21 protein-coding genes are annotated in these 25,377 nt (G+C 31.3%); 15 read left to right on the top strand and 6 right to left on the bottom strand.

Annotated features, from left to right (window positions below; all coding sequences use genetic code 11):
• Together RMN92_RS07125 and RMN92_RS07130 are read left to right on the top strand one after the other, a co-directional pair.
• Window positions 1-396 (top strand): polyprenyl synthetase family protein (locus RMN92_RS07125; protein ID WP_309608771.1); only part of this gene is annotated, 396 nt, incomplete at its 5' end.
• Window positions 397-477: 81 nt separating this feature from the next.
• The gene (locus RMN92_RS07130; protein ID WP_309608772.1) at window positions 478-831 is read left to right on the top strand and encodes a hypothetical protein; all 354 of its coding nucleotides are present in this window, start codon (window positions 478-480) and stop codon (window positions 829-831) included.
• A gap of 4 nt (window positions 832-835) precedes the next feature.
• Here the strand turns inward: RMN92_RS07130 and RMN92_RS07135 are convergent, their stop codons facing one another.
• Window positions 836-2,158 (bottom strand): alkaline phosphatase D family protein, encoded by a 1,323-nt coding sequence (locus RMN92_RS07135; RefSeq protein WP_309608773.1) that lies wholly within the window; start codon window positions 2,156-2,158, stop codon window positions 836-838.
• Window positions 2,159-2,236: 78 nt separating this feature from the next.
• The gene (locus RMN92_RS07140) at window positions 2,237-2,782 is read right to left on the bottom strand and encodes a hypothetical protein (protein ID WP_309608774.1); all 546 of its coding nucleotides are present in this window, start codon (window positions 2,780-2,782) and stop codon (window positions 2,237-2,239) included.
• Between the two features lie 110 nt (window positions 2,783-2,892).
• Here RMN92_RS07140 and RMN92_RS07145 point away from each other — a divergent pair, with 110 nt between their 5' ends.
• The 10 genes from RMN92_RS07145 to RMN92_RS07185 all read left to right on the top strand — a co-directional run bounded on the left by RMN92_RS07145 (window position 2,893) and on the right by RMN92_RS07185 (window position 19,518).
• Window positions 2,893-5,685 (top strand): 2-oxoglutarate dehydrogenase E1 component, encoded by a 2,793-nt coding sequence (locus tag RMN92_RS07145; protein WP_309608775.1) that lies wholly within the window; start codon window positions 2,893-2,895, stop codon window positions 5,683-5,685.
• Window positions 5,664-5,897: a DUF4160 domain-containing protein gene (locus RMN92_RS14555; RefSeq protein WP_395076856.1), complete on the top strand. Its 234-nt coding sequence runs from the start codon at window positions 5,664-5,666 to the stop codon at window positions 5,895-5,897. The genes RMN92_RS07145 and RMN92_RS14555 overlap by 22 nt, the downstream gene beginning before the upstream one ends.
• Complete coding sequence (locus RMN92_RS07150) at window positions 5,878-6,114, top strand: DUF2442 domain-containing protein (protein WP_309608776.1); 237 nt, start codon at window positions 5,878-5,880, stop codon at window positions 6,112-6,114. Before RMN92_RS14555 ends, RMN92_RS07150 begins: the two co-directional genes overlap by 20 nt.
• Window positions 6,115-6,249: 135 nt before the next feature.
• Window positions 6,250-7,485, top strand: coding sequence for a 2-oxoglutarate dehydrogenase complex dihydrolipoyllysine-residue succinyltransferase (gene odhB, locus RMN92_RS07155; RefSeq protein WP_309608777.1), 1,236 nt, complete (start codon window positions 6,250-6,252; stop codon window positions 7,483-7,485).
• Between the two features lie 142 nt (window positions 7,486-7,627).
• Window positions 7,628-10,651 carry an N-6 DNA methylase gene (locus RMN92_RS07160; protein ID WP_309608778.1) on the top strand — a complete coding sequence of 1,008 codons (3,024 nt, stop codon included), beginning with the start codon at window positions 7,628-7,630 and terminating at the stop codon, window positions 10,649-10,651.
• Window positions 10,651-11,274, top strand: a complete 624-nt coding sequence (locus tag RMN92_RS07165) for a hypothetical protein (RefSeq protein WP_309608779.1) — start codon at window positions 10,651-10,653, stop codon at window positions 11,272-11,274. The genes RMN92_RS07160 and RMN92_RS07165 overlap by 1 nt, the downstream gene beginning before the upstream one ends.
• A 4-nt stretch (window positions 11,275-11,278) precedes the next feature.
• Window positions 11,279-12,487 (top strand): TCR/Tet family MFS transporter, encoded by a 1,209-nt coding sequence (locus RMN92_RS07170; RefSeq protein ID WP_309608780.1) that lies wholly within the window; start codon window positions 11,279-11,281, stop codon window positions 12,485-12,487.
• 127 nt (window positions 12,488-12,614) lie between these two features.
• A complete protein-coding gene (locus tag RMN92_RS07175) occupies window positions 12,615-16,274 on the top strand; it encodes a restriction endonuclease subunit S (protein ID WP_309608781.1) in 3,660 nt (1,219 codons plus the stop codon).
• 4 nt (window positions 16,275-16,278) lie between these two features.
• A complete protein-coding gene (locus tag RMN92_RS07180) occupies window positions 16,279-17,025 on the top strand; it encodes a UDP-2,3-diacylglucosamine diphosphatase (RefSeq protein WP_309608782.1) in 747 nt (248 codons plus the stop codon).
• Between the two features lie 306 nt (window positions 17,026-17,331).
• Window positions 17,332-19,518, top strand: coding sequence for a TonB-dependent receptor domain-containing protein (locus RMN92_RS07185; RefSeq protein ID WP_309608783.1), 2,187 nt, complete (start codon window positions 17,332-17,334; stop codon window positions 19,516-19,518).
• Window positions 19,519-19,573: 55 nt separating this feature from the next.
• Here RMN92_RS07185 and RMN92_RS07190 read toward each other — a convergent pair whose 3' ends face one another.
• Window positions 19,574-19,993, bottom strand: a complete 420-nt coding sequence (locus RMN92_RS07190) for a hypothetical protein (RefSeq protein WP_309608784.1) — start codon at window positions 19,991-19,993, stop codon at window positions 19,574-19,576.
• Window positions 19,994-20,154: 161 nt separating this feature from the next.
• Here RMN92_RS07190 and greA point away from each other — a divergent pair, with 161 nt between their 5' ends.
• The 3 genes from greA (at window position 20,155) to RMN92_RS07205 (ending at window position 21,811) form a co-directional block, all read left to right on the top strand.
• On the top strand, window positions 20,155-20,631 hold the full coding sequence (greA, locus tag RMN92_RS07195; protein ID WP_309608785.1) for a transcription elongation factor GreA: 477 nt from the start codon (window positions 20,155-20,157) through the stop codon (window positions 20,629-20,631).
• 45 nt (window positions 20,632-20,676) lie between these two features.
• A complete protein-coding gene (locus tag RMN92_RS07200; protein WP_309608786.1) occupies window positions 20,677-21,063 on the top strand; it encodes an HIT family protein in 387 nt (128 codons plus the stop codon).
• A gap of 130 nt (window positions 21,064-21,193) precedes the next feature.
• A complete protein-coding gene (locus RMN92_RS07205) occupies window positions 21,194-21,811 on the top strand; it encodes a DUF4082 domain-containing protein (RefSeq protein WP_309608787.1) in 618 nt (205 codons plus the stop codon).
• A 156-nt stretch (window positions 21,812-21,967) separates the two neighbouring features.
• Here the strand turns inward: RMN92_RS07205 and RMN92_RS07210 are convergent, their stop codons facing one another.
• From RMN92_RS07210 to RMN92_RS07220, 3 genes are all read right to left on the bottom strand, one after another.
• Window positions 21,968-23,356, bottom strand: a complete 1,389-nt coding sequence (locus RMN92_RS07210) for an IS4 family transposase (protein ID WP_309608788.1) — start codon at window positions 23,354-23,356, stop codon at window positions 21,968-21,970.
• A gap of 61 nt (window positions 23,357-23,417) precedes the next feature.
• Window positions 23,418-23,843, bottom strand: coding sequence for a BLUF domain-containing protein (locus tag RMN92_RS07215; RefSeq protein ID WP_309608789.1), 426 nt, complete (start codon window positions 23,841-23,843; stop codon window positions 23,418-23,420).
• A 42-nt stretch (window positions 23,844-23,885) separates the two neighbouring features.
• Window positions 23,886-25,049, bottom strand: coding sequence for an IS4 family transposase (locus RMN92_RS07220; protein ID WP_309608790.1), 1,164 nt, complete (start codon window positions 25,047-25,049; stop codon window positions 23,886-23,888).
• Window positions 25,050-25,377: the final 328 nt, after the last annotated feature.

Consider the following 25,377-nt stretch of genomic DNA (forward strand, 5'->3'; position numbering starts at 1 on the left):
ATTTATGATTTTGGTTTGAATCTTGGACTGGCTTTTCAACTACAAGATGATTATCTAGATGCTTTTGGTGATCCTAAAACCTTTGGAAAACAAGTAGGTGGCGATATTATCGAAAACAAAAAAACCTATTTGTATTTGAAAGCTATCGAATTTGCTTCTCTTTCAGATAAGCAAGAATTATTGCATTTATTTTCCATTCATCCAATAGATAATAATGATAAAATTGAATCTGTAAAACAAATTTTCAATAATAGTGGCGCTTCAAAGGCGACACAACAAGCCATTCAAGATTTTACTTTAAAAGCATTTGATACTTTACAAAAAATTAATATTGATGTCGAGAAGAAAGATATTCTACATTCCTTTGGTGAAAATTTAATGGGTCGCAAAGTGTAACAAAATCAATTTCAAAATCAATTGCAATTTCGAAATTGAAATTGATTATTTGAAATTGCAATTGATTTTTGAAATTGAAAAATGAATTTTATTTCTCCACAAAATACCGATTTATTGCTTCAAGAAGCTACTTCAGAAGATTTGTACACAAAACTTGTGGAGCAGATTAATAAAGATTTTAATTTAGCAAATGAAGGAATAGATTTTCCAATGAGCACATCACCCGAAGAATTAAAAATCCAGCTTCACGAAAAGGTATACAGATTAATTCAGTACAAATTTGCGGAATATCTCAATCTGCTTTATATTATTGATGTTCCTGAAGATCAAATAAAAAAACTTGACGGATCTGACATTGGCGAACTGGCAAAACAAGTTTCCTTTTTGATTTTAAAGCGTGAGTGGATGAAAGTTTGGTTTCGGAATAGATATTGATAATTTATTCTAAATCTTTTTTCAAAACGATTTTATTCCACAATTCTTTTCCTTCCTTATCAAACAAAGTCATTTTTAATTGGCGATTTTCTTTATTACCAGAAAAAGAAAGTATTCCAAAATTGTGAACAAAAAATGTACTTCCAGGCACTTTCAAAGGATTGGTTTCTTTTTCTTTTGCAACACCCGAAGTGAATGGAGAAACCGTCCAATCATACAGAGAATAAGTATTTTCGCGATTCAATTTCGCCAATTCGGCATAATGCCTGTCGCCTGTCAAGAATAAAACACCTTTTATTTTATTGTCTAAAATTTCTTTTAAAAGTTTGGCTTTTTCTTCTGGATAATGCCCATAATTTTCGGAATCTCCAATAGAATTTAATACTTGTCCGCCAATAACTATTATTTTAAAACTTGCTGTCGATGATGATAATGCATCAATCAACCAATTGAATTGAACGGTACCCAACATGGTATGATCGCCAGTAATTCGATCATTTGGAGAACGAAAAAAACGATCGTCGAGCATAAAAAATTGTGCATCGCCCCAATTAAAAGTCGAATAGGTTCCTTCGTTTTGGCTCGCATCCGAGCCATAAGTTTTGTTTGCCCAGAAATCTTTAAATGCTTTTTGGGTTACATATTTATTGTAAAAACTTCGATCCGAATCATTATTGCCATAGTCATGATCATCCCAAATAGCAAAATTTTGAGTTTTTGCCAATAATGGCTGAATTTCTTTAATGGCACGAGAATGGGTATTTCGATAATAAATTCCAGTTTTAGAATCCCAATCTACTTCTCTCAAATACATATTATCTCCGCCCCAAATCATAATTTCTGGATTTTTGTTTGCAATGGCGCCAAAAATCTCATGATTGCTACCATATCCTTTTCCAGGACGATCCACTTCGGGTTCGTTTACGTAGTTGCAACTTCCAAAAGCAACAGTAAAATCTGGTGCATCTTCCCGCCACTGCCACAACTTTTTTGATGAAAAAGAAGTTTCACAAGGTAAAACCACTTTTTTATTTTCTATAAAAACATTGTATTTGTATTTTTTGCCTTGTTGTAATTTATCTAAAATAATATGATATGTAAATCCATTTTCTTTTGACGTGGAATAAGTTTCTGAAGAAAAAACTTCTTTCGGATTATCAATGGTAAAATATTCAATTTTAACTGGAACATTTTTTGTTGTTTGAAGCCAAATTACTGCTTCTTTCATTTCGCAATAACCAACCATTGGACCAGATTGAATAACAGAATTTTGTGAAAAACACAAAGAAGAAATGCTGAACAAAAATATATAAATAGTATTTTTCATTTGAATGAATTTAAAAGATTTCGATACAAATAAACAAAACGAATGTTTAAAATGGCATTCATAATCGTTAATTAATCATTAAAAGAAGATTCTAACAAACGGCATAAAAGCATTTCCATAAACATTGTCAGTTTCTTTATACAAAACATTGTATCGTACGCCAACTGTAAAATTATTGCTGACATAACCGACACCTAAAAACAAAGCAGTGTTCCAATTTCTTTGTGAAGGAATTCCAAAACGAGCCTCAAAATTGGTATTCACCCTCAACTGCTCCAGTTCTGCAGAAAGCTGAGCCTGTTCTATAGGATTTACCAGTCCAATTAAACTTCCACCATAGATGTAAGATTTATAAGAATCTTTAAACGAAACATAACTTCCTTGCAATCCAACTCCTGTGGCAAAATATTTATTCATTTGATAAACAGCACTTGGCGCAACCGTAACTGAACTTACATTGTTTCCAAAATTTAAACCCAAACCTCCACCAAAACGAACTCTTTTCCAAAATTCAGATTTTGTTTTTTGCTTTTTTTCAACAGAGGTAGAATCTTGAGAATAACTGTTTACAAACAAAAATAGTTGACTTAAAATGACTAATTTTTTTAGATTTAAAGTTATCATATTTAAAAGTGTTAAATTTTGAGTTATAAAAGTATTAAAAATCCAATGTATTTGTTGTAAATGTTTTACTTTTGCTACAAATTTAATATAATATTCATTTAATAGATAATATGGATAGATTTTCGTTTTTAAACGCAGCCCATACAGAATTTTTTGCTCAATTATACGACCAATATTTAGAAAATCCAGATAGCGTTGAACCATCTTGGAGAAGTTTTTTTCAAGGTTTCGATTTTGGAATGACCACTTACAATGAGGAGAATGTGGTCAATCAAATGTCAAATATTGCAATCCAAAATGTTGATAATGGTCAGATTTCAGACAAAATCCATAAAGAATTTAGTGTTTTAAAATTAATCGATGCCTATAGAACGAGAGGTCATTTATTTACACAAACTAATCCAGTTCGCGAACGTAGAATATACATACCATCGCTAGAATTAGAAAGTTTTGGCTTGTCAAATGCCGATTTAAATACTGTTTTTGACGCTGCAAAAATTCTTGGGCATCAGCCAAAATCGTTGCAAGAAATTTTAACGCATCTTAAAAACGTATATTGCCAACACATTGGTATCGAATATATGTACATGCGCAATCCAGAAGTCATTCAATGGGTTCAAGATAAATTAAATATCAATGATAATTTACCAAATTTTGACAACAATCAAAAGAAAATTATTCTTGAAAAATTAAACGAAGCAGTTTCATTCGAAAATTTTTTACACACCAAATATGTAGGACAAAAACGTTTTTCACTCGAAGGTGGCGAAGCTATAATTGCTGGACTTGATGCCATTATTGAAGCTGCTGCGGAAAAAGGTGTAGAGCAATTCGTTATGGGAATGGCACACCGTGGTCGATTGAATGTATTAGCTAATATTTTCAGAAAATCAACACAAGATATATTTTCAGAGTTTGACGGAAAAGATTATGATCAAGAATATTTTGATGGCGATGTAAAATACCATTTGGGATTAACATCCGACAGAAAAACACGTTCTGGGAAAAATATCAATTTGAATTTAGCGCCAAATCCATCGCATCTAGAAACTGTAGGAGCCGTTATTGAAGGAATTACACGTGCCAAGCAAGACAAATATTTCCCGAACGATTTTTCAAAAGTGTTACCAATTGCCGTTCATGGAGATGCTGCAATTGCAGGTCAAGGAATTTTATATGAAATCATCCAAATGGCACAACTAGATGGTTACAAAACTGGCGGAACCATTCATATAGTAATCAACAATCAAGTAGGTTTCACCACCAATTATTTGGACGCTAGATCTTCTACCTATTGTACAGATGTTGCCAAAGTAACACTTTCTCCAGTATTGCATGTTAATTCAGACGATGCTGAAGCAGTGGTTCATGCCATGCTTTTTGCTTTAGATTTCAGAATGCAATTTGGTCGTGACGTATTCATTGACTTATTAGGTTATAGAAAATATGGTCACAATGAAGGCGACGAACCTCGATTTACCCAACCTTTATTATACAAAATCATTGCAAAACACAAAAATCCTCGTGATATTTATGCTGAAAAATTAATTGCTGAAAGCGTAATTGATGGGAATTTTGTGAATGAATTAGAAACACTATACAAACAAGATTTAGATGATAATTTAGAATTGTCTCGTAAAAAATCATTAACAATAATTACACCATTCATGCAAAATGAATGGGTTGGATTCAATCAGGTTTCTGATGATGTGATGCTTCAAAAGGTAGACACCAAATTTGATAAAAACACATTAAATTTAATAATTGAAACCGTCTCTACATTGCCATCAGACAAGAAATTTATCAATAAAATTTCTAAAATTGTCAATGATAGAAAAACAATGTACAACAACAATACTATCGATTGGGGAACAGCCGAAACATTGGCTTACGGGTCGCTTTTAACCGAAGGTTATGATGTACGCATTTCAGGTCAAGATGTAGAAAGAGGAACATTTTCCCACCGTCATGCAGTTGTAAAAGTCGAAGATTCTGAAGAAGAAGTAATTTTATTGAATGATGTAAAAGGTAAAAAAGGGAATTTCAATATTTTCAATTCTCACCTTTCAGAATACGGCGTTTTAGGATTTGATTACGGTTATGCATTGGCAAATCCAAATGCATTGACTATTTGGGAAGCACAATTTGGTGATTTCTCCAACGGCGCACAAATTATGATTGACCAATATATTTCGTGTGGCGAAGACAAATGGAACAACCAAAATGGAATTGTTTTATTATTGCCTCACGGTTATGAAGGTCAAGGTGCAGAACACTCATCAGGAAGAATGGAACGTTACTTGCAACTTTGCGCACGTCACAATATGGTTGTTGCCGATTGTACTACGCCTGCCAATTTTTTCCACTTGTTAAGAAGACAAATGGTTACCAAATATAGAAAGCCCTTAATAGTTTTCACACCAAAAAGTTTGCTTCGTGATCCACGTTGCGTTTCAACACAAGACGAATTGGCGAATGGTAGTTTTCAAGAAACAATTGATGATATTTCAGTCAACAAAGCTGATGTAAAAACATTAGTTTTCTGCACTGGAAAATTCTATTATGACATCACAGCCGAAAGAGAAAATTTGAAAAGAAGCGATGTTGCAGTGGTTAGAATCGAGCAAATGTTTCCGTTGCCTGTCGAACAATTAAAAGCTATTATAGCAACTTATCCAAATGTAGATGATTATGTTTGGGCACAAGAAGAGCCAAAAAATATGGGAGCTTATAGTTTTATGTTGATGAATTTCGATTTCATCAAATGGAGATTAGCGTCGTTAAAAGCCTACGCCGCACCAGCAGCAGGAAGTTACACAAGAGCCAAACGCCGTCACGCCGATGCAATTCGAATGGTTTTTGATAAGGATTTGTTTCGGTCATGCCTACTGTATTTAACATAGATGGATTTCGATTTTTCTTTTATAGTAATGAACATCTGCCAAAACACATACATATTGAAAAAGCAGAAAAAACAGCAAAATTTAATATCAACTTTATTGAATTGATTAAATCGTCAAGGTTTAATGCTTCCGAATTAAAACAAATTCGTAATTTAGTTGAAGAAAATCAAGAACTTTTAATACAAAAATGGGATGAGTTTTTCAGTAATTAGTAAATCAAAAAAGGCAATAAATATTCTATTTTCAGATTCTAAAATGATTGTATTTTTAGAAGATGGAAGAGAATTGTCAATTCCTTTAGAATGGTTTCCAAGATTAAGAAAAGCAACAGTAGCACAATTAAATGATTGGCGATTAATAGGCAATGGAGATGGCGTACATTGGTCAGCAATTGACGAAGATATTTCGATAGAAAATTTATTAGAATAATTTGGAGCCAGGAACCTGCTGTGCGTTGCAATCTTTTCTTTTTTAAAGAAAAAAAAGAAAAGGATTTTCACTTCCATCAGGGCTAAAAAATAAATAATTTAAAATATAGAATTCATCATTTAAAATAAATATACAATGATTTTAGAAATGAAAGTCCCATCACCAGGGGAATCAATCAAAGAAGTTGAAATCGCAACTTGGTTAGTCAAAGATGGCGATTATGTAGAAAAAGACCAAGCCATTGCCGAAGTCGATTCAGATAAAGCAACGCTAGAATTGCCAGCAGAAGCCAGCGGAATCATCACGCTAAAAGCGGAAGAAGGCGATGCCGTTGCTGTTGGAGCTGTTGTATGTCATATTGATACAGATGGTGTAAAACCATCTGGTTCAGCAACAGTAGCCGATGCAAAACCTGTAGAAGAAGCCCCAAAAGTTGAAGTGCCAAAAGCAGAAGTTAAAGTAGAAACGCCAAAGGTTGCTCCAGTTACTTATGCCGCACAAACTCCTTCGCCCGCTGCCAAAAAAATATTAGACGAAAAAAACATACAACCCTCAGCCATTGTTGGCTCTGGAAAAGATGGACGAATCACAAAAGATGATGCTGTAAATGCAGTACCGTCTATGGGAACACCAACTGGCGGAAGTCGAGGTTCAGAACGTTCAAAATTATCCATGTTGCGTCGTAAAGTGGCCGAAAGATTGGTGGCTGCCAAAAATGAAACCGCTATGTTAACAACGTTCAACGAAGTAAACATGACGCCAATAAACAACATTCGTAACCAATATAAAGACGCTTTCAAAGCCAAACACAATGGCGTTGGATTGGGTTATATGTCATTTTTTACCAAAGCGGTAACTCGCGCTTTGCAATTGTTTCCAGACGTAAATTCCATGATGGATGGCGATTATAAAATCGCTTACGACTTTGCTGACATTTCAATAGCCGTTTCTGGACCAAAAGGATTGATGGTTCCTGTTGTTCGCAATGCAGAATTATTGACTTTTAGAGGTGTTGAAGCCGAAATTAAACGTTTGGCAATTCGTGCCCGCGACGGTCAAATCACTGTTGACGATATGACAGGCGGAACTTTTACTATTACTAATGGTGGTGTTTTCGGAAGTATGTTGAGTACACCAATTATCAATCCGCCACAATCTGGAATTTTAGGAATGCACAACATTATTGAGCGTCCAATTGCAGTAAATGGGCAAGTGGAAATTCATCCAATGATGTACGTGGCGCTTTCTTACGATCACAGAATTATTGATGGTCGTGAATCTGTTGGATTTTTGGTAGCTGTAAAAGAAGCGTTGGAAAATCCATTGGAATTACTGATGGGTGGAAATGCTTTGAAGGCATTGGAGCTTTAAAAAAATTAAGTTAAAAGATACAAATCCCAAGTTCCAATGCGGTCTTTGGGATTTTTTGGTTAATATGTATTGTATATTTTTACATATGATGTGTGAAAATTAATTTTTTTTTATTATATTTTTGCACAAGAAAAACAAACAAATGAATAATTTGATTATAGATCAATTAGATATTATAAATTTTGCGAAAAATTGCAATGATTTTGATATTGATTTATTTGATGTTTCTAAACACGGAATTATTCAAGTTTATGGTAATTTTGACCAGCCAGTTCTTTTTTTAAAGGAAATTGATACTTTTGACGAAACTACTTTAAAACAAATTGCCGAAATACAAAGACTTTGTTGGAATTTTCAAAAAGTTCTATTTTTATACGTATACACTAAAACAGAAATACGAATTTATAATTGTTCTGAAAAACCTTTCAGTTATGATGTAAACAATATTGATGTAAAAGATTTTGAAAAGAAATTATATGACTTAGAAGTTTATTCTTGCCTAGAATCAGATAAATCAAAGTTAGAAACATTAAACACTCTTTTTTCAAGAATTGCTATTGATACTGGCTTCATTTGGTCATCAGAAAAAGCAATCGAGATAAAGAAAAAGTTAAGATTAGAAACAAGAGTTGATAAATTTTTGGTTCAAAGCTTAATCAAGACTGCAAGAGCTTTAGATAATAATGGATTAAATGATAAATTGATTATCCATAAATTGATAATGCGGTCTTTATTTTTGTTTTATTTGGAAGACAGAAAAGCCACATCTATAGATTTATACCAGTCTATTTTACCAGAATCAACCTCTTTTTTTGATATTCTTGAAAGCCCAGATGCTACCTATAGTTTATTTGGAAAATTAGCTGACGATTTCAACGGAAGTCTTTTTAATTTTGAAGAAAATGAAAAAGATTTTATTACAAAAGAACATTTATCATTAATAAAAAAGTGTTTTTCCGATGGAAATTTAGATGCACATCAGCAAAAATTATTCCGTTGGAAACTATTTGATTTTAGCATTATTAGAATAGAATTATTAAGCGAAATTTATGAAAACTTTTTATCCGAATTAGATAAGAAAGAGAAAAAGAATACAGGAACTTTTTATACACCGCCTTCATTAGTTGAATTAATCCTTAATGAAAAACTACCAATTAATAAGGAGGAAATAAATTTTAATGTAAAAACTTTAGATCCAAGTTGTGGCTCAGGAATATTCTTAGTTCAAAGTTTTAAAAGATTAGTAAAGCGTTATGAGAATAAGCATAATTCAAAACTTAATAATTTTACTATTTTAATAGAAATTCTAAAAACAAACATTTACGGGATAGAAATAGATCCAAAATCAATAAAAGTAGCCGCTTTTAGTTTGTATCTAGCGTTATTAGACAATCTTGATCCAAAAACTGGGTGGTGGAATGGCACCATAACGTTTCCTTATTTAATTAATGACCCAGAAGATAAAACATTAAATCACCAAGGTAACAATCTTTTTAAAAGAGATACTATTTCGGATTTGTCAGAAATAAAAGAATTACAAAATTTTGACTTAATTGTTGGGAATCCACCTTTTGGAACAAAAAACTTATTACCATCAATCACCAGTTATTGTAAAAAAGAAAATTTTGCCCAAGAAATGGTTTTGCCATTCTTACACAAAGCTACAATTTTAGCTCCTAAAGGTGAAATCGCATTAATTTTCAATACTAAAATCTTAACCAATACAGGTGGGACTTATCAAAATTTCAGACATTGGTTGTTTAGTGACAATTATGTAGAGAAAATATATAATTTTTCGATTTTAAGAAAAGCAAAAAAGAATTTTGGCGGACAACTCTTTGGTTCAGCAATTGAACCAATATGTATTATTTTCTATCAAAATGAAAAGTTAAGAGACCAAAAGGATACAATTATTTATTATTCACCTAAAACTTATATAAAAAATGACGTTTTAGAAGGTATTGTTATTGATTCATCAGATGAAAAACACTTGCCACGAGTTGAGTGTCAAAAGTCAGATACAAAAATTTGGAAAATTGCAATGTGGGGCAGTTATTTTGATTTTGAGCTTATAAAAAAACATGAAGAAAATTCGTTAAAAGATTATTTTAAAAAAAATAGTAATAAATGGATTAAAGGAACTGGTTTGCATATTCCATCTAGTGATTACAATAATGAGGAAAATTTAATTACACCAGATAAAACAATTAATACAACAAAAGTTTCAAGATATTTAGTTAATAAAAATGATCTTCAAGACAATAATACTGAATATCTAAAAATAGATAAAAAATTAACAGAAGCTCCTTTTTTGATTGTAAAAAAAGGTATTACAAAAGGAAATATATGTGCTTCATTAGTTGATTTTGATACCTTTTTTTTAAATAGAATTTATGGTGTAAAAACAGAAGATATTGACTCTTTAAAAATACTTTTGTTATATTTCAACTCTACTTATGCGAAGTATTTTCAATTTAATTTTTCTTCTGCATGGGGTTTAAAATATGATGATATTTTAGATAATGAGTTGTATTCATTGCCTAATATTTTTGATTTTTTAAATAAAGAAGTTAAAAAAAATTTACTTACTTTAATTGATACAATAATTTCAATTAAAAAATCAAATGAAGTCAACCAAGGCATTAAACATTTAGAAGAAGAAATAGACCAAATTATCTATAATGATGTTTTAAAATTATCTAAAGATGAACAAATTATAATCCAAGACACCTTAAATTATGGTTTGAATTTATTTGAAAAACAAGAAAAATCACAAGCTGTTTTTCCTGTTATCAATAGTGAAGACTATACCAATCGATTATCAAAAGAATTAAATGATTGGTTGGATGATGTAAATTTAAAAGTTTCAACAACCATCTATGATATCAATAGAAATTGTCCGTTATATATGGTCAAAATTTCATTTGGAAATGAGCAAAAACCTGTTTTTGAATCCAAAGAAAATATCTATGATGAATTGAAAAGAATAGATAAAAGTCTTTGGGAAGAAGAAGGACAAAATTTATATTTTAGAAAAAAACTAAATTATTATGATGGCAATGATGTTTACATTATAAAACCAAACCAAAGAAGATTTTGGAGTCAAACAGTTGCAATGGAAGATAGTAAATCTTTGTTAGTTGAAATTCTTAATATGAAAGAATAATGGCAGGAACTTTAAATTCTTCTATTTTCCTAAACTTTCAAAATAAGTTTAAAGAAAGATGTACAACTTTGTTTATCGAAGCATATTATACTTCAATATCAAACAATTCTATTTCTCTAGATTTTGAAGAAAATGACATTACAGCTGTACTTCACAATTACATTGACGAAAATCCAAATAGGAAAAAATGGAAAATTTTCACAAACAGAGAGGATTATCAATTTGATAAAACGGCAAATCAAACTAAAGGTTTTGCTGCCAAGTTTTCTAGAATTGATATGCGATTTACTAAGTTTTGGGAATGTGAAGAATATAAATATTTCATTGAAGCAAAAAACCTTAAAATAAATGATTCAGGGTTAAAAAGAAGATATATTACAACTGGAATTAATAATTTCTTAAACGGTGGAAAATATTTTAATTGTGACGGATTTCTTGTTGGATATATTTTAGAAGGAACAGTTGAAAATTGTGTTGAGGGAATTAATAAATTACTTAAAAAAGATAAAAGAGAGAACGAAAAAATAGAGAAAATCTCTTCTTTTTTATCAATTGACAGTCATTTCACTTTTCATCCTGAAGAAAAGGAAATTTATCATTTGCTTTTAAGTTATGTAAATTAATACAATGAAACAAAACAAAAAAACTCCAGCAATTGGTTTTATTTTTATAACCATGCTCATTGACATAATAGGTCTCGGAATTATTATTCCCGTTATTCCATCATTAATCAAAGAATTAATCAATGGAGACATTAGCGAAGCAGCAAAATATGGTGGTTGGTTGCTGTTTGCTTATGCGATAACGCAATTTGTATTTTCGCCATTAATTGGTAATTTGAGTGATAAATATGGAAGAAGACCCATAATTTTAATTTCGTTATTTGGTTTTTCTCTAGATTATTTGCTATTGGCATTTTCGCCGACGATTACTTGGCTTTTTATAGGTAGAATTATTGCCGGAATTACTGGCGCAAGTATCACAACGGCTTCTGCTTATATTGCCGATGTGAGCACACCCGAAAATCGGGCTAAAAACTTTGGCTTAATTGGTGCTGCGTTTGGAATGGGGTTTATTATTGGTCCTGTAATTGGTGGATTTCTTGGGCAATATGGCGCCCGTGTTCCGTTTTATGCTGCAGCCATTTTGTGTATGCTTAACTTCTTGTATGGCTTTTTTATTCTGCCAGAATCATTAGCCAAAGAAAACCGTAGAGATTTTAGTTGGAAACGTGCCAATCCTGTTGGTGCTATTTTAAATTTAAAGAAATATCCAACTTTAATCGGATTAATTGTGGCAACTTTTATTTTGTATGTTGCTTCACATGCTGTACAAAGTAACTGGAGTTATTTTACAATTTATCAATTTGGTTGGGACGAAAAAATGGTTGGAATTTCGCTTGGGGTTGTTGGTCTTTTGGTTGGCATTGTTCAAGGTGGATTAATCAGGTATGTAAATCCGAAATTAGGCAACAACAAAAGTATTTTTATTGGTATGGCTTTGTATTGTTTGGGTATGTTTCTATTTGCAACAGCCTCACAAAGTTGGATGATGTTTGTGTTTTTAATACCATATTGCTTGGGCGGAATTTCTGGGCCAGCCTTGCAATCTGTAGTTTCAGAACAAGTTCCAGCCACAGAACAAGGAGAAATTCAAGGAACTATGACAAGTATCATGAGCGCTTCGTCTATTATTGGACCGCCAATGATGTCCAGTGTTTTCTATTATTTCACCCACAAAACTGCGCCATTTCAATTTGCTGAAGCGCCATTTGTTTTGGGTGGTTTCTTGATATTAATAAGTTTGGTTATTGCTTATAAAGCTTTGAAGAAATAAAAACACTAAACTTAAAATTTAAAGTTTGGTGTTTTGGTTAATATATATTGTATAGTTTTATAAGTCATGTATGAAAATTAAATTTTTTTTAGTATATTTTTGCCATAAATAAATTCAATTCATAAAAATGAAAAACTTAGCCCAAGTAATTGGTTTTCAGCCCAAAGAAAATGCAAAAGATATTTATATAAAAAAATATCTTGATGGTTATGCTATTGAAATAGATTTTGATAAAAAAACTTTCCATTTCGGTGGGAAAATAAAAATTCTAGGTAAAGATTCTCAGAACATTACAAAATCAGAAGATTGGGTAGTTTTGGAGTGTGTTAATCGTTTACTAGAAACTGGTTACAAGCCAGAAAATATTTCATTAGAAAAAGTTTATCCAGCTGGACACGGCTTTTCTGGACGATTGGATATTTGTGTAAATCGTGAAGATGGTTCAGAATATCTTTTGATTGAATGCAAAACCTACGGAAAAGAATTCGACAAAGAATTTAATCGAATAAAAAAAGATGGTGGACAATTATTCACATATTTCAAATTTAGCAATAAAGCAGACTTAATTATGCTCTACGCATCTGAATTAAATGAAAATGAGATAATATATAAAAATGAAATTGTAAAAATTGAAGGAGTTTATAAACTAGGAAGCAAAGAAGACTTTCATATTTCTTGGAACAAAAAAACCCACCAAAACATAATTTGGGAAAATCAACCTTATAATTCTGAAATAAAAAAAACTTTTAATAAATCCGATTTAAAACCTTTAAACAAAGACCAGAGCGATAAAATATTTCACGGTTTTGCATCTATTTTACGTAAACATTCTGTTTCTGACAAACCAAATGCATTCAACAAAATATTCAATTTGTTTTTGGCTAAACTATATGACGAAGCCAAAGGCGACGATATGGAACTCGAGTTTCATTGGCGAGAAGACGATAATCCTATTGATTTTCAGGTTCGATTGATTAATTTACACAAAAATGGGTTATTGTCATTTTTAGCAAAAGAAGTTGCAGGAATTGAAGATTCCGATTTCGAAGGCTATAAAAATGCGGACGAACTTTTAGAAAGAAAGAAAAAAATATTAAAATTCAATAATATTTTCGCTATCAAAGAAGTTGATGATGACGAAACTTTCGAAAATAACCAACGTGTTCTGAAAGAAGTTGTACAACTTTTAGAAAAATATCAAATTCGTTACCCAAGAAAACAACAACATTTATCTGACTTTTTCGAATTGCTTTTAACAACAGGTTTAAAGCAAGAAGTTGGGCAATATTTTACACCTCCACCAGTAACAAAATTCATTGTTCGTTCCTTGCCAATCAAAAAAATGATGTTACAAGAAATTAACAATCAAGAACCTAAACTTCCTGCAGTAATTGATTACGCAGCGGGCAGCGGGCACTTTATTACAGAAGCGCTAGAAGAATATCAAGATATCATCAATAATATCAATATTGAAAAAGAATTAACTTTTCCGAAAGCAAAAACAGCCGTACAAAGTTGGGTTGCAGATCCATACAACTGGGCGGCGAAATATGTTTATGGCATAGAAAAAGATTATCGTTTAGTAAAAGTCGCCAAAGTTGGTTGCTATTTTTATGGCGATGGTGTAGCGCAAATAATTCACGGCGATGGTTTGGATAGTTTTGAAACCTCTAAAACCTACAAAGGACTTTTACAAGAAAATATAAATATTGAAGATTCATCAAAAGCCAAATTTTCGGTTGTCATTTCGAATCCGCCGTATGCGGTAAATGATTGTAAAGACGATTTAGAATATATTGGCGCTCAAAAAGAATATTCTTTGTATTCAAGTCTTTCAGATAAAAGCAAAGATATTGAATGTTTGTTTGTAGAACGAACCAAACATTTGCTAAAAGATGGCGGTGTTGCCAGTTTGATTTTACCAAGTTCTATTTTGAACAATACAGGAATACAAACCAAAACCCGAGAAATTATTTTGCAATATTTTGATATTGTTGCCATTGCAGAATTGGGTAGCAATACTTTCATGGCGACAGGAACCAATACTGTAACTTTATTTTTACGTCGCAGAGCCAATAAATTGAGTGTCGAATGGAAAAAATCAGTAGCTCATTTCTTCGAAAACTTGCAAGATATTACTACTAATGGCATTGAAAAACCAGTTGCTAAATATGTAAACCATGTTTGGGAAAATGTTTCGTTTAGCGATTATATTTCTTTGTTAGAAAAAACTCCAAACGAATCCATACAAAACCACGAAATTTATAAAGAATACCGCAAGAAACTAAAATTTAAAACCGAAAAAGAATTTTGGAATTTACTTTTAGACCGCGAAGCCGATAAACTTTTATATTTTATTATTGCTCTAAACCAAAAAGTAGTATTAGTAAAAAGTGGCGAAAAAGAAATCGAAAAACGATTTTTGGGTTACGAGTTTAGTAGCCGACGCAACAGCGAAGGCATGCATGCCATGCAACGTGATAAAACCGTTGATGAATGCACCCAAATGTATGACGCCAAAGTATTTGACAATCCAGAAAAAGCAAGTACTTATATTTTAAAAGCGTTTACGAATGTAGATTTTGTAATTGATCCAAAAATGCAAAACCATATTTCTAGACACAATTTAGTAGATATGTTGACTTTTGATAGAGTAGAATTTGAGAAAACAATTTCGCTTGCTGTTAAAAAAAAAGTAAAAATTGAAAGTAAGTGGGAGCTAGTTAGAATTGGTCAAGTTGCTAATACACAATACGGTTTTACTGAAAAAGCAACTGATAAAGGAGAAATTCGTTATTTAAGAATTACTGATATAAATGATGATGGAAGTATAAATTTGTCCAATGAATCTAAATTTATTAATCCTGATGAGGAAACTAAAAAACAATTCCTCTTAAAAAACAATGATATTGTAATAGCAAGAAGCGGAAGTGTTGGTAAGTCTGCAATTTTTAAATCTAAAAATTATGAGCAAATGATTTTTGCTTCATATTTGATTAGATTAACAGTTAGCGATAATAAAATATTACCCCAATATTTATTCAATTTTACAAAAACACAATTATACTGGGATCAAGTAGAGATTAATAGTGTAGCAGTAACTCAACCTAATTTGAATGCTGAAAAAATAAAAGAGTTCCAAATTCCATTACCACCACTTGACATTCAACAAAAAATTGTTTCAGAAATTGAAGTTTTAGAAACCAAAGAAAAGATTGCTAAAGAAGAAGTGAAGTTGTTAAAATCAAAAATTGAAGAGTTAATTATTCCGAGTAAAAAAGCTGAAAACAAAAAGCTTGGCGAAGTTTGTGATATGAAGGCTGGTAAATTTGTTTCGGCTTACGATATAAAATCAATAAAAGAAGAAAGTCTATTTCCATGTTACGGTGGGAATGGTCTTCGTGGCTATACTAAAACTTTTACTCATAATGGAAAATATTCATTTATTGGGAGGCAAGGAGCTTTGTGTGGAAATATCAATAAAGCAGAAGGTCAATTTCATGCTACTGAACACGCTGTTGTTGTAACACCAAATTCAGATATTAATAATGATTGGCTTTATTATCAACTTGTAAAATTGAACTTAAATCAATATGCAACAGGAACTGCTCAACCTGGTTTATCAGTTGAGAATTTAAAATCTGTTTCAATACAAGTTCCACCACTTTCCGAACAACAAAAAATAGTTTCAGAAATTGAGAAAATTGAATCAAAAATAACTGTTTTAGAAACTGAAATTGCAGAAATTCCAAAATTAAAAGAAGCCATTTTAAAGAAATATTTGTAATTCAATGAACTCTTCTAAAAAAATATATTTCGCATCAGACCAACACCTTGGCGCGCCAACTCCCGAAGCCAGTTTCCTACGTGAGCAAAAGTTTGTGGCTTGGCTTAATGAAATAAAAGAAGATGCAGAAGCAATTTTTTTATTAGGCGATTTATTCGATTTTTGGTTTGAATACAAAACGGTTGTACCGCGAGGTTTTGTACGTGTTTTAGGCAAACTAGCCGAAATTCGCGACAGCGGAATCCCAATTTATTTCTTTGTGGGCAATCATGATTTGTGGATGGGCAATTATTTTGAAAAAGAACTCAACATTCCTGTTTATCATACTTCCAAAGAATTCACTTTCAACAACAAGCATTTTTTAATAGGTCACGGCGACGGTTTAGGTCCTGGCGACAAAGGCTATAAAAGAATGAAAAAGGTATTTGTACATCCGTTTTCAAAATGGTTATACAGATGGCTTCATCCTGATATAGGTGTAAAGTTAGCACAATATTTATCAGTTAAAAACAAACTCATTTCTGGCGATGAAGATGTTCGTTTCCTAGGAGAAGATAACGAATGGCTAGTTCAATACGCCAAAAGAAAACTCGAAACCAAACATTATGATTTTTTTGTTTTTGGTCACAGGCATTTACCAATGGAAATTCAGGTTGGCGAAAATTCAAAATACATCAATCTTGGCGATTGGATTGGCTATTTTACTTACGGTGTTTTTGATGGGAATGTTTTTGAACTCAAGAAATATTAAAATGTATAACCGCTAATTCGCTAATTTATATTTTTATTAAAAATTAGCAAATTATAAGTTTAGCTTTTTCCAAAATAAATTTGTGATAATTTGTGAAATTAGTGTTTAAATAAATTACTTTTGTACCGTCTCAAAGGGGTGCTCCAAATAACGAGCTGAGATTATACCCAAAGAACCTGGGCAAGTAATGTTGCCAAGGGAAAAAATGACAAACAGATAATGTGCACGTTATCCATTGTTATTGAACAATCATTTATTAATTTAAAAAAGAATAATTCCCCCTTTTATTTGTAAAACATTTTACAGATGAAACAATTTTTTAGTCGCAAAGTCGCAAAGTCGCAAAGTTACAAAGTCTTATTATCAATTATCTTTTCTCTATTATCTTTTCTGTCCTTTTCACAAGAAATAGATACTACCAAAACCAAAAATCTAGGAGAAGTTATGGTGCAAGCCATTCGTGCCAATGACAAAACACCTGTCACTTTTTCAAATTTTACTAAAAAAGAATTTGCCAAACGCAATCTTGGTCAGGACATTCCTATTTTAATGAATTTTCTGCCATCAGTTGTTACCACTTCAGATGCTGGCGCAGGCATTGGTTATACTGGTATTCGTGTCCGTGGGAGCGATGCAACACGTGTCAATGTTACCATAAACGGCATTCCGTACAATGATTCTGAAAGTCACGGTACTTTTTGGGTAAACATGCCCGATTTTGCTTCGTCTGTAGAGAGCATTCAATTGCAACGTGGCGTTGGAACTTCGACCAATGGTGCTGGTGCTTTTGGAGCTAGTTTGAATTTATTGACCGAAAATTCAAATACAAAAGCGGGTGGCGAGATTTCCAATTCTTTCGGAAGTTTCAACACCGGAAAACACAGCGTAAAGTTCAATACAGGATTAATGAATAATCATTTTGAAATTTCAGGGCGATTGTCAAAAATTTATTCTGATGGTTATATCGATAGGGCTTTTTCAGATTTAAAATCCTATTTTTTACAAGGATCATTCATTAATAAAACTACAAAAATTAAAGCCTTGGTTTTTGGCGGAACTGAAAAAACATACCAAGCTTATTATGGTATTGATGCCGAAACACTGGCTAAAGACAGAAAATCAAATTCAATAGGTGGTTTTACTGATGAGTTCGGGAATAGTCGTTTTTATGATAACGAAACAGATAATTACCAGCAAGATCACTATCAATTGCATTGGAATGAATCTATTTCTAAAAATTGGAATACAAATCTTGCTTTTCATTACACCAAAGGAAAAGGATATTATGAAAATTATAAAGAAGATGCAAAATTTGTAGACTATAACTTGACACCAATAGGCACATCAACAACAACCGATTTGATTCGTCAAAAATGGTTGTATAATGATTTTTATGGCACCACTTTTTCTGTAAATTATAAAAATGAAAAATTAGATTTTATTTTTGGAGGAAGTGCCAATAAATATGAAGGTTTGCACTACGGTAAAGTTATTTGGGCTAGATTGGCTTCTACAAGTGAATTGGGAGATCATTATTATGATGATTATGGTATAAAAATAGACCTCAACTTTTTTGCCAAAGCCAATTATCAAATTGCAGAAAAACTCAATCTTTTTATAGATTTGCAATATCGTAAAGTCAATTATAAAGCCAATGGTGTTTTACCAACATTTATCGACGAAACGTTTAATTTTTTTAATCCAAAAGCAGGATTGACATTCTCTCCAAATGATAAAAACAATATTTATTTTTCGTTTGCAGTGGCCAATCGTGAACCAAAACGAGATGATTATGAAAATAAAAATGTAAAACCAGAAAAACTAAATGATTTTGAGCTTGGTTGGCGTTTTGCAAACCAAAAAATAAAATTAAATGCAAATGGATATTACATGCAATACAAAGATCAACTTGTGCTTACTGGCGCAATTAATGATGTAGGCACACCCATTGCACAAAACAGTGGAGAAAGTTATCGAATGGGTTTAGAAATCGATGCAAAAATTCAGCTTTCAGATAAATGGTCTATTCAACCCAATATCGCTATTAGCGAAAGTAAAAACAAAGACTTTTATTTCGAGAGAGATGGTATTTTACAAAATTTAGGAAAAACAAACATATCCTTTTCACCACAAATTATAGCTGGAAATATTTTGACATTTTCTCCTTTAAAACCATTGCAAATTTCATTATTATCAAAATTTGTTGGTGAACAATTTATGGGAAATATTGATGCAGAAGGTTCAAAATTAAATGATTATTTTATAAACGATTTGAATATAACCTATGAAATTGAAACCAAAAAAATATTCAAATCCATAGTAATTTCAGTATTAGCTAATAATATTTTGAATAAAGAGTATATATCAAATGGGTATTTCTTTACTTATAATGATGATTTTTCAAATCCTGGAACCATTAAAACCATTGAAGGTGCAGGATATTATCCTCAAGCAACAGCTAATATCTTGGCGGGAATTACATTAAAGTTTTAAAAATCAATTTAAAAATCTCCAAAATTCATATTTAATTTTGGAGATTTTTTTCAAACTAATTGTAAACCCGCAAGCTAGCGCCTAAAACTTCCACTCTATATTGTTTCAAAGGATATTGAACACCAACTCCTAAACCAGTATATAAACTATACTCTTTGTCATCACATGTACATTTTGCATTAATTCCATTGATGGTTAATTTTGTGCAATCGCTAGGATATTGATTTGGACAACTGGCTTCAAAAGCCCTATAATCGTTATTGCCAACTTTCATGACTATAATTCCTTTAAGTCCAATTCCAGCACCATCAATTAGAACCGGATTCCCTGCAAATTCCAATTGGCTGTAGGACGGCAAGCTCGTATTTACTATTGTCGAAAACGAATAATTTTGAATATAAGGATTGTCGTTTATAACTTTATCTTTGCTGCAACTTATAACAGATAAAATAAGTAGTAAAAAAAGTTTTTTCATTTTAAATAATTGCTTTAGAATTATGGTAACAAATTTAATTTAATTAACTTTGTTACCATATGATTATCATATAAAATTTATAATTGAAATAAAAATAATATCTTTGCCGAAAGAAATCCCGTCGCGATGGGATTTTTTCTATTTATATAAACGAATAAATTATGAGTACAGTATCTTATTATACCGCAGAAGGATTAAAAAAATTAAAAGACGAATTAGAACAACTGAAAGCCATTGAAAGACCAAAAGCTTCGGCGGATATTGCAGAAGCCAGAGACAAAGGCGATTTGTCTGAAAACGCAGAATATGACGCAGCAAAAGAGGCGCAAGGACTTTTGGAATTGAAAATCAAGAAAATGGAAGAAGTATATTCCAACGCCCGTTTGATTGATGAATCTCAATTGGATGTATCCAAAGCATTGGTATTATCGCACGTAAAAATAAAAAATCAAACTAACGGTATGGAAATGTCCTATCATTTGGTTGCAGAAAGCGAAGCAGATCTTAAAACAGGAAAAATATCTGTAACTTCTCCTATTGGAAAAGGATTATTGGGAAAATCTGTTGGAGAAATTGCCGAAATTACTGTTCCAAATGGAACTTTGAAGTTTGAAATACTTGAAATAACTAGAGATTAGTTCGCAATTTAAATTTGAAATCTAATATCAAAAATCAAAAATGGTATGTCAATATTCACCAAAATAGTAAACGGAGAAATCCCAGCGTATAAAATTGCTGAAGACGAAAATTTCTTGGCTTTTTTGGATGTAAATCCAAATTCAAAAGGACATACTTTGTGTATCCCAAAACAAGAAATAAATAAAATTTTTGATATTCAAGACGATTTGTACTTGGGATTAATGGCTTTTGCCAAAAAAGTAGCCATTGCTTTAGAAAAAACAGTCCCTTGTAAGCGAATTGGAATGGCTGTCATAGGACTTGAAGTTCCACATGCTCACATTCATCTTATACCATTAAATGAAATGGATGACATGCGTTTTCAAAATAAAGTAAGTTTATCCAACACAGAATTTGAAGAGTTGGTCGAAAAAGTAAAAGAAAACTTGTAAAAGGCAATATATTCAAAGACATCAGAAATGATGTTTTTTTTGTTTTAACAAAAATACTATTTCATTTATAAAAATAAATAAATGTATTTTTGCATACAATTAATATAACAATAATTAAAAAAAACTAAAAATGAATTCAATTAAAACAATTAAAATTATTCTGGGAATTTTTGCTTTCTCATTAATTTCCATTTCTTGTAGCAAAGAGGATGACAATGCTTCTCAAACACCAGCTACCATTTATCCAGAAGAAAATTTTCTAAATGAATTTAAAACGAAAGCTATGTTTACACAGGCAGATGGAGTTTCAAATGTAGATTTGCCATCTTATTATGAAAGTGGAATAGTTTTTAAACCTACAGTTAAAGGGAAAATAAATGCTATAAATTTGAAACTTCCTGCTACAAATATTACAAGAATTACAATTTGGAACAAAGTTACACAAGCCATTATTGCAACGGAAAATATTGCAGTACAATCAATTAATGTATATGCAAAAAAGACTTTAACTACACCAATTATTTTAGATAAAGATAAAGAGTATGTAATTTCTTTTTATAGTAACGATTTTTACAATCTTACAAAAGGGAGCAGTATTCTTTACCCAATTACTTCTGGTAATATAGTAATTACAGATTTCATTTATGGAGGCACAAATCCTAATGCAGTAGCCGTTTTTCCAAATACTTCAACTTCAGACCAAGAATTTAGAGACGGATTTTCTTTTGATTTTCAAAGAACAGAATAAAATATATTTTCAATTTAAAACAAAAAAGCTATCCGAAGAGATAGCTTTTTTCATTTAACAATATGATAACAATTATAATTAGTATTCATTTTGTAATAAACCAATATTAATTTTCAATTGATAAATAATACCAAACAAAAAATCCCCTTCTTTCGACTACCGTCTGGACACATCTCTAAAGAGTATCCATCCTTGCATAATTGCGGTAAATTTTTGAAGACCAATCCAAAAGGTTGTGATACCTGGTTTTCTTTCAGAAAGATATCCTTTCCAACCGCCTAATCTAGCAATAGCCCATATATAACGTTTCAAATCAGACGAATTATATGGGTTTTTTAATTTTTGGGTTTTGCCTTCTAGTTGCTGTATTTGAATCTCTAAACATTCTATTTCTTGTTGTGAAAAGCAACTTCTTGGATTTATTTCTTCTTGGGTATCATAGGCAATTTGCATTATAAAGAGTTTTATGATGGTTTCCAACATCATTAAAGTCAGCTTTCTTATGGCTTTGCCTTTTGAGAGTTCGCTAGCTTCAATGTTGAACCCTTCTTTTTTCAAAATTCTAAAAACTTCTTCAATTATCCATCGGCAAGTGTACCATTCTATACAAAGTAATGCCGTTGCAAGATCTTCCACTTTCTTGGTCGTTAGTAATCGCCAATGTATCGGATTTTCAATATTTTCTCCCACTTCTTTGGCTTCAATGGCATAAAGAGTAATTTTTTCTGGAAGCTTTTTATTAGTATATTGATTTCCAGTTATAGTTACTTTTGAAAAACGAACTTCTATTGTTGCTGTTCTTTTTTTAATGTTTCTTCTTTTATCTCCTTCTAATTCTATTGTATATGTCCCTTGCAGGGTTTGGTTGGAAAGATGTTCAAAAAGTTTTTGTTTTCCCTGAAGAATTCGATTCGTTTTTGCCCGAATCAGTAAATGCGTCTTTTGATCTGGTATAAGACAAAATTGCTCGTAAATATCGCCTTCTCGGTCTTGAATGATGATAATTTCTTTTGCCTTTTCTAAAACTTTCTTGGTTTTTAACGAAGATTCTATCCATTTGTAGGATTCTTTTTCTTCAATAGGAAGCAACTTTTTTTGATGGCTATGGTCTTTTTTTGGTTCTTCGTGAGTTCTGTTCCATACTTTTACATCTGAAAAACCATAAGGAATAAGAGTTTCTGAATCAAGAACAAAACTCGGATGAATAAAGAAACCAAGACTCCCAACAGTTCCGTTAAGACCAATGTAATCATCCTTTTTTATTCTATTTCTATGGTTATAAAGATTAACCTCGCTTGTATCTTGAATACATAAAACTGATTTATTTCCAACACAATTCTGACAATTTGAAGACATATTCTTAATAATGTCTGATTCACTTACATTGTCGTTTTGCAAAAAACGATACATCGCTTTGGCTTCGGAATCACTACTGGCTAATTGTCGTATTGAATAAATACTGTTAGAAAACAAGCGATTGAGAATAGAATTTCCTCTATTCAACAATCGCTTGTCTTTTAAATCCACGAAATGTCTTGTCTGCATTTTTTATCTCAAAGATAAAAATTTATTTGTGTCCAGACGGTAGAGCTAAATGCTGGATTTTTCATATAAAACTTATTTGATTTCTGTGCGATTTTACAAAAGTATTTATAAAAGTTATGGCCACTTTATCATCAATATTTGAAAGTGTAGTTTTAGTAATATTTTCAAAGGAATCTATTTTTTGTAAATCATGATAAGTTAATTGACTAAAACCCATCAACCAATTTGGAAATTGTCTTTTATCGACGTCATCGCTAAATACTGTTATTATAGATCGATTTCTTTCATCAATCTTTATTAATTCAAAAAGATTTAAAACGTCTTTTTTTTCACCTTCAATCACTTGTAAAAAGTCGCCATCTATATAGAGTAATAATCCTGTGATATTGTTTTTCCTATTTTTTATTTTCGCATTTCTCAATAAAAAACTCAGTTCGTCATTTGACAAAAGCTTTGTTGCAGAACTTAAATAAATTACTCTAAACATTTGTTAATTAAAATTTATATAAATGTAATCACTAGTGTCCACTTAAAATAAGTTGAAAACCAGCTGGTTAGTATTATGTTCATTGACATTATTGTAATCTGATTTCATAAGTAATTCATTTACAGGTGTTTTGTCGAGTAATGATGCTGATATAATTTGTAAAATTTCGTAGATTGAACGATTGATTTTTAATTCTTTCGCAATGATTGACACCAAGCAATAAGTTATTATTGCGATGTTTATTTGTATGCGAACAGCATTTTCTGTTGTTCCCCAAAAGGTCTTAACTTTTAAATGTTGTTTAATCCATTTGAAGAATAATTCAATCTGCCAACGCTGTTTATAAAGTAAGGCGATTTGTTGAGCTGATAAATCAAAATTGTTCGTCAAAAAGATTAACATTTTTTTGTTTTCAGCATCAAAGAACTTCACTTTTCTTATTTTTTCTGGATAATCTTTTGAAGTATAAAAGCCATCTATTTTCCCTGTTTGGTCATAAATAACTCCCGTAGATTTATCCGTCTTTTTGGAATACATTCTTTTGAATTTTAAATTTGATTTTGCTCTAACAACAAAATAAGCTTGCGATTTTGTAATTCGATTAAGCCTTACGTAATCAACATAAGCACGGTCAAAAATATAATAAGCAAAACGTTCGTAATTGATAATATCCATTGCATTAACATCGTGAATATTTGCCTCGGTAATGTGAATAAATACAGGGATTTGTGTGTTAATATCAAAAAGTGTGTGGAGTTTAATTCCCGCTTTGTTTTTTCTAAAATGAGCCCACCAAAATACACTCAAACACAAATCAATAGTCGAAGAATCAAAAGCATAAATGTTGCCTTTTATTTCAAAACTATCATTGCTGTTTTTTTCTTGAGCAATCAATATTAAATGATTGGCAAAGTCTTCAAATATCTTATAATTGCGATTCTCATTTGCCTTGGATAAATTGCTTCGTGTTACATTTTTTCCAAAACCTAAATGATAAGATTTTGATTGATGCGCTTCAATAACAATTATCAAATCTCTCAAGCTATCACGAGAAGATAATTGACCGAAAATCATACATAAAAGTTGATTCCAACAAGTAAAATGTCTAACATTTTTATTGCCATTATACTTTGTAACAAGTCTATCAAAAACACGTTGTGGCAGAAATTCAACTAATTGAGAAAAGACATATTTTCCGTGATTCATATTCGTAAAGTTAATTTACGAACATAATAGATTCATTTCAAATCGTCACGCTCAAAAATGAGACTTAAAATACAGATTTACAATAATTTCAAAGAACTTTTTTTAATCTATAGTGGACACTAGTGCTATTGATTAGCAAAACAGTATCTATAGCCGTTGAAAAGGGCATCATCCGCTCCAAGTCTATTATAGTTGATGCCACACATACTTTATCGAGATCAAATAAATAAACTGTTTTTCGTAGTAGTTTGGAGCGTTGACGTAATACTTCAATTGCCGAAAATGGATTTGATCTCGATAAAGTATGTGTGGCATCAACTATAATAGA

The sequence above is a fragment of the Flavobacterium sp. genome, from assembly GCF_031363805.1.
Lineage (GTDB): Bacteria > Bacteroidota > Bacteroidia > Flavobacteriales > Flavobacteriaceae > Flavobacterium.

What these genes read in the sequence shown, in the direction of transcription:
- RMN92_RS07130 (WP_309608772.1), top strand. Translation starts at nt 478, where the DNA reads ATGAATTTTATTTCTCCACAAAATACCGATTTATTGCTTCAAGAAGCT.
- RMN92_RS07135 (WP_309608773.1), bottom strand. Translation starts at nt 2,158, where the DNA reads ATGAAAAATACTATTTATATATTTTTGTTCAGCATTTCTTCTTTGTGT.
- RMN92_RS07140 (WP_309608774.1), bottom strand. Translation starts at nt 2,782, where the DNA reads ATGATAACTTTAAATCTAAAAAAATTAGTCATTTTAAGTCAACTATTT.
- RMN92_RS07145 (WP_309608775.1), top strand. Translation starts at nt 2,893, where the DNA reads ATGGATAGATTTTCGTTTTTAAACGCAGCCCATACAGAATTTTTTGCT.
- RMN92_RS14555 (WP_395076856.1), top strand. Translation starts at nt 5,664, where the DNA reads ATGCCTACTGTATTTAACATAGATGGATTTCGATTTTTCTTTTATAGT.
- RMN92_RS07150 (WP_309608776.1), top strand. Translation starts at nt 5,878, where the DNA reads ATGAGTTTTTCAGTAATTAGTAAATCAAAAAAGGCAATAAATATTCTA.
- odhB (WP_309608777.1), top strand. Translation starts at nt 6,250, where the DNA reads ATGATTTTAGAAATGAAAGTCCCATCACCAGGGGAATCAATCAAAGAA.
- RMN92_RS07160 (WP_309608778.1), top strand. Translation starts at nt 7,628, where the DNA reads ATGAATAATTTGATTATAGATCAATTAGATATTATAAATTTTGCGAAA.
- RMN92_RS07165 (WP_309608779.1), top strand. Translation starts at nt 10,651, where the DNA reads ATGGCAGGAACTTTAAATTCTTCTATTTTCCTAAACTTTCAAAATAAG.
- RMN92_RS07170 (WP_309608780.1), top strand. Translation starts at nt 11,279, where the DNA reads ATGAAACAAAACAAAAAAACTCCAGCAATTGGTTTTATTTTTATAACC.
- RMN92_RS07175 (WP_309608781.1), top strand. Translation starts at nt 12,615, where the DNA reads ATGAAAAACTTAGCCCAAGTAATTGGTTTTCAGCCCAAAGAAAATGCA.
- RMN92_RS07180 (WP_309608782.1), top strand. Translation starts at nt 16,279, where the DNA reads ATGAACTCTTCTAAAAAAATATATTTCGCATCAGACCAACACCTTGGC.
- RMN92_RS07185 (WP_309608783.1), top strand. Translation starts at nt 17,332, where the DNA reads ATGAAACAATTTTTTAGTCGCAAAGTCGCAAAGTCGCAAAGTTACAAA.
- RMN92_RS07190 (WP_309608784.1), bottom strand. Translation starts at nt 19,993, where the DNA reads ATGAAAAAACTTTTTTTACTACTTATTTTATCTGTTATAAGTTGCAGC.
- greA (WP_309608785.1), top strand. Translation starts at nt 20,155, where the DNA reads ATGAGTACAGTATCTTATTATACCGCAGAAGGATTAAAAAAATTAAAA.
- RMN92_RS07200 (WP_309608786.1), top strand. Translation starts at nt 20,677, where the DNA reads ATGTCAATATTCACCAAAATAGTAAACGGAGAAATCCCAGCGTATAAA.
- RMN92_RS07205 (WP_309608787.1), top strand. Translation starts at nt 21,194, where the DNA reads ATGAATTCAATTAAAACAATTAAAATTATTCTGGGAATTTTTGCTTTC.
- RMN92_RS07210 (WP_309608788.1), bottom strand. Translation starts at nt 23,356, where the DNA reads ATGCAGACAAGACATTTCGTGGATTTAAAAGACAAGCGATTGTTGAAT.
- RMN92_RS07215 (WP_309608789.1), bottom strand. Translation starts at nt 23,843, where the DNA reads ATGTTTAGAGTAATTTATTTAAGTTCTGCAACAAAGCTTTTGTCAAAT.
- RMN92_RS07220 (WP_309608790.1), bottom strand. Translation starts at nt 25,049, where the DNA reads ATGAATCACGGAAAATATGTCTTTTCTCAATTAGTTGAATTTCTGCCA.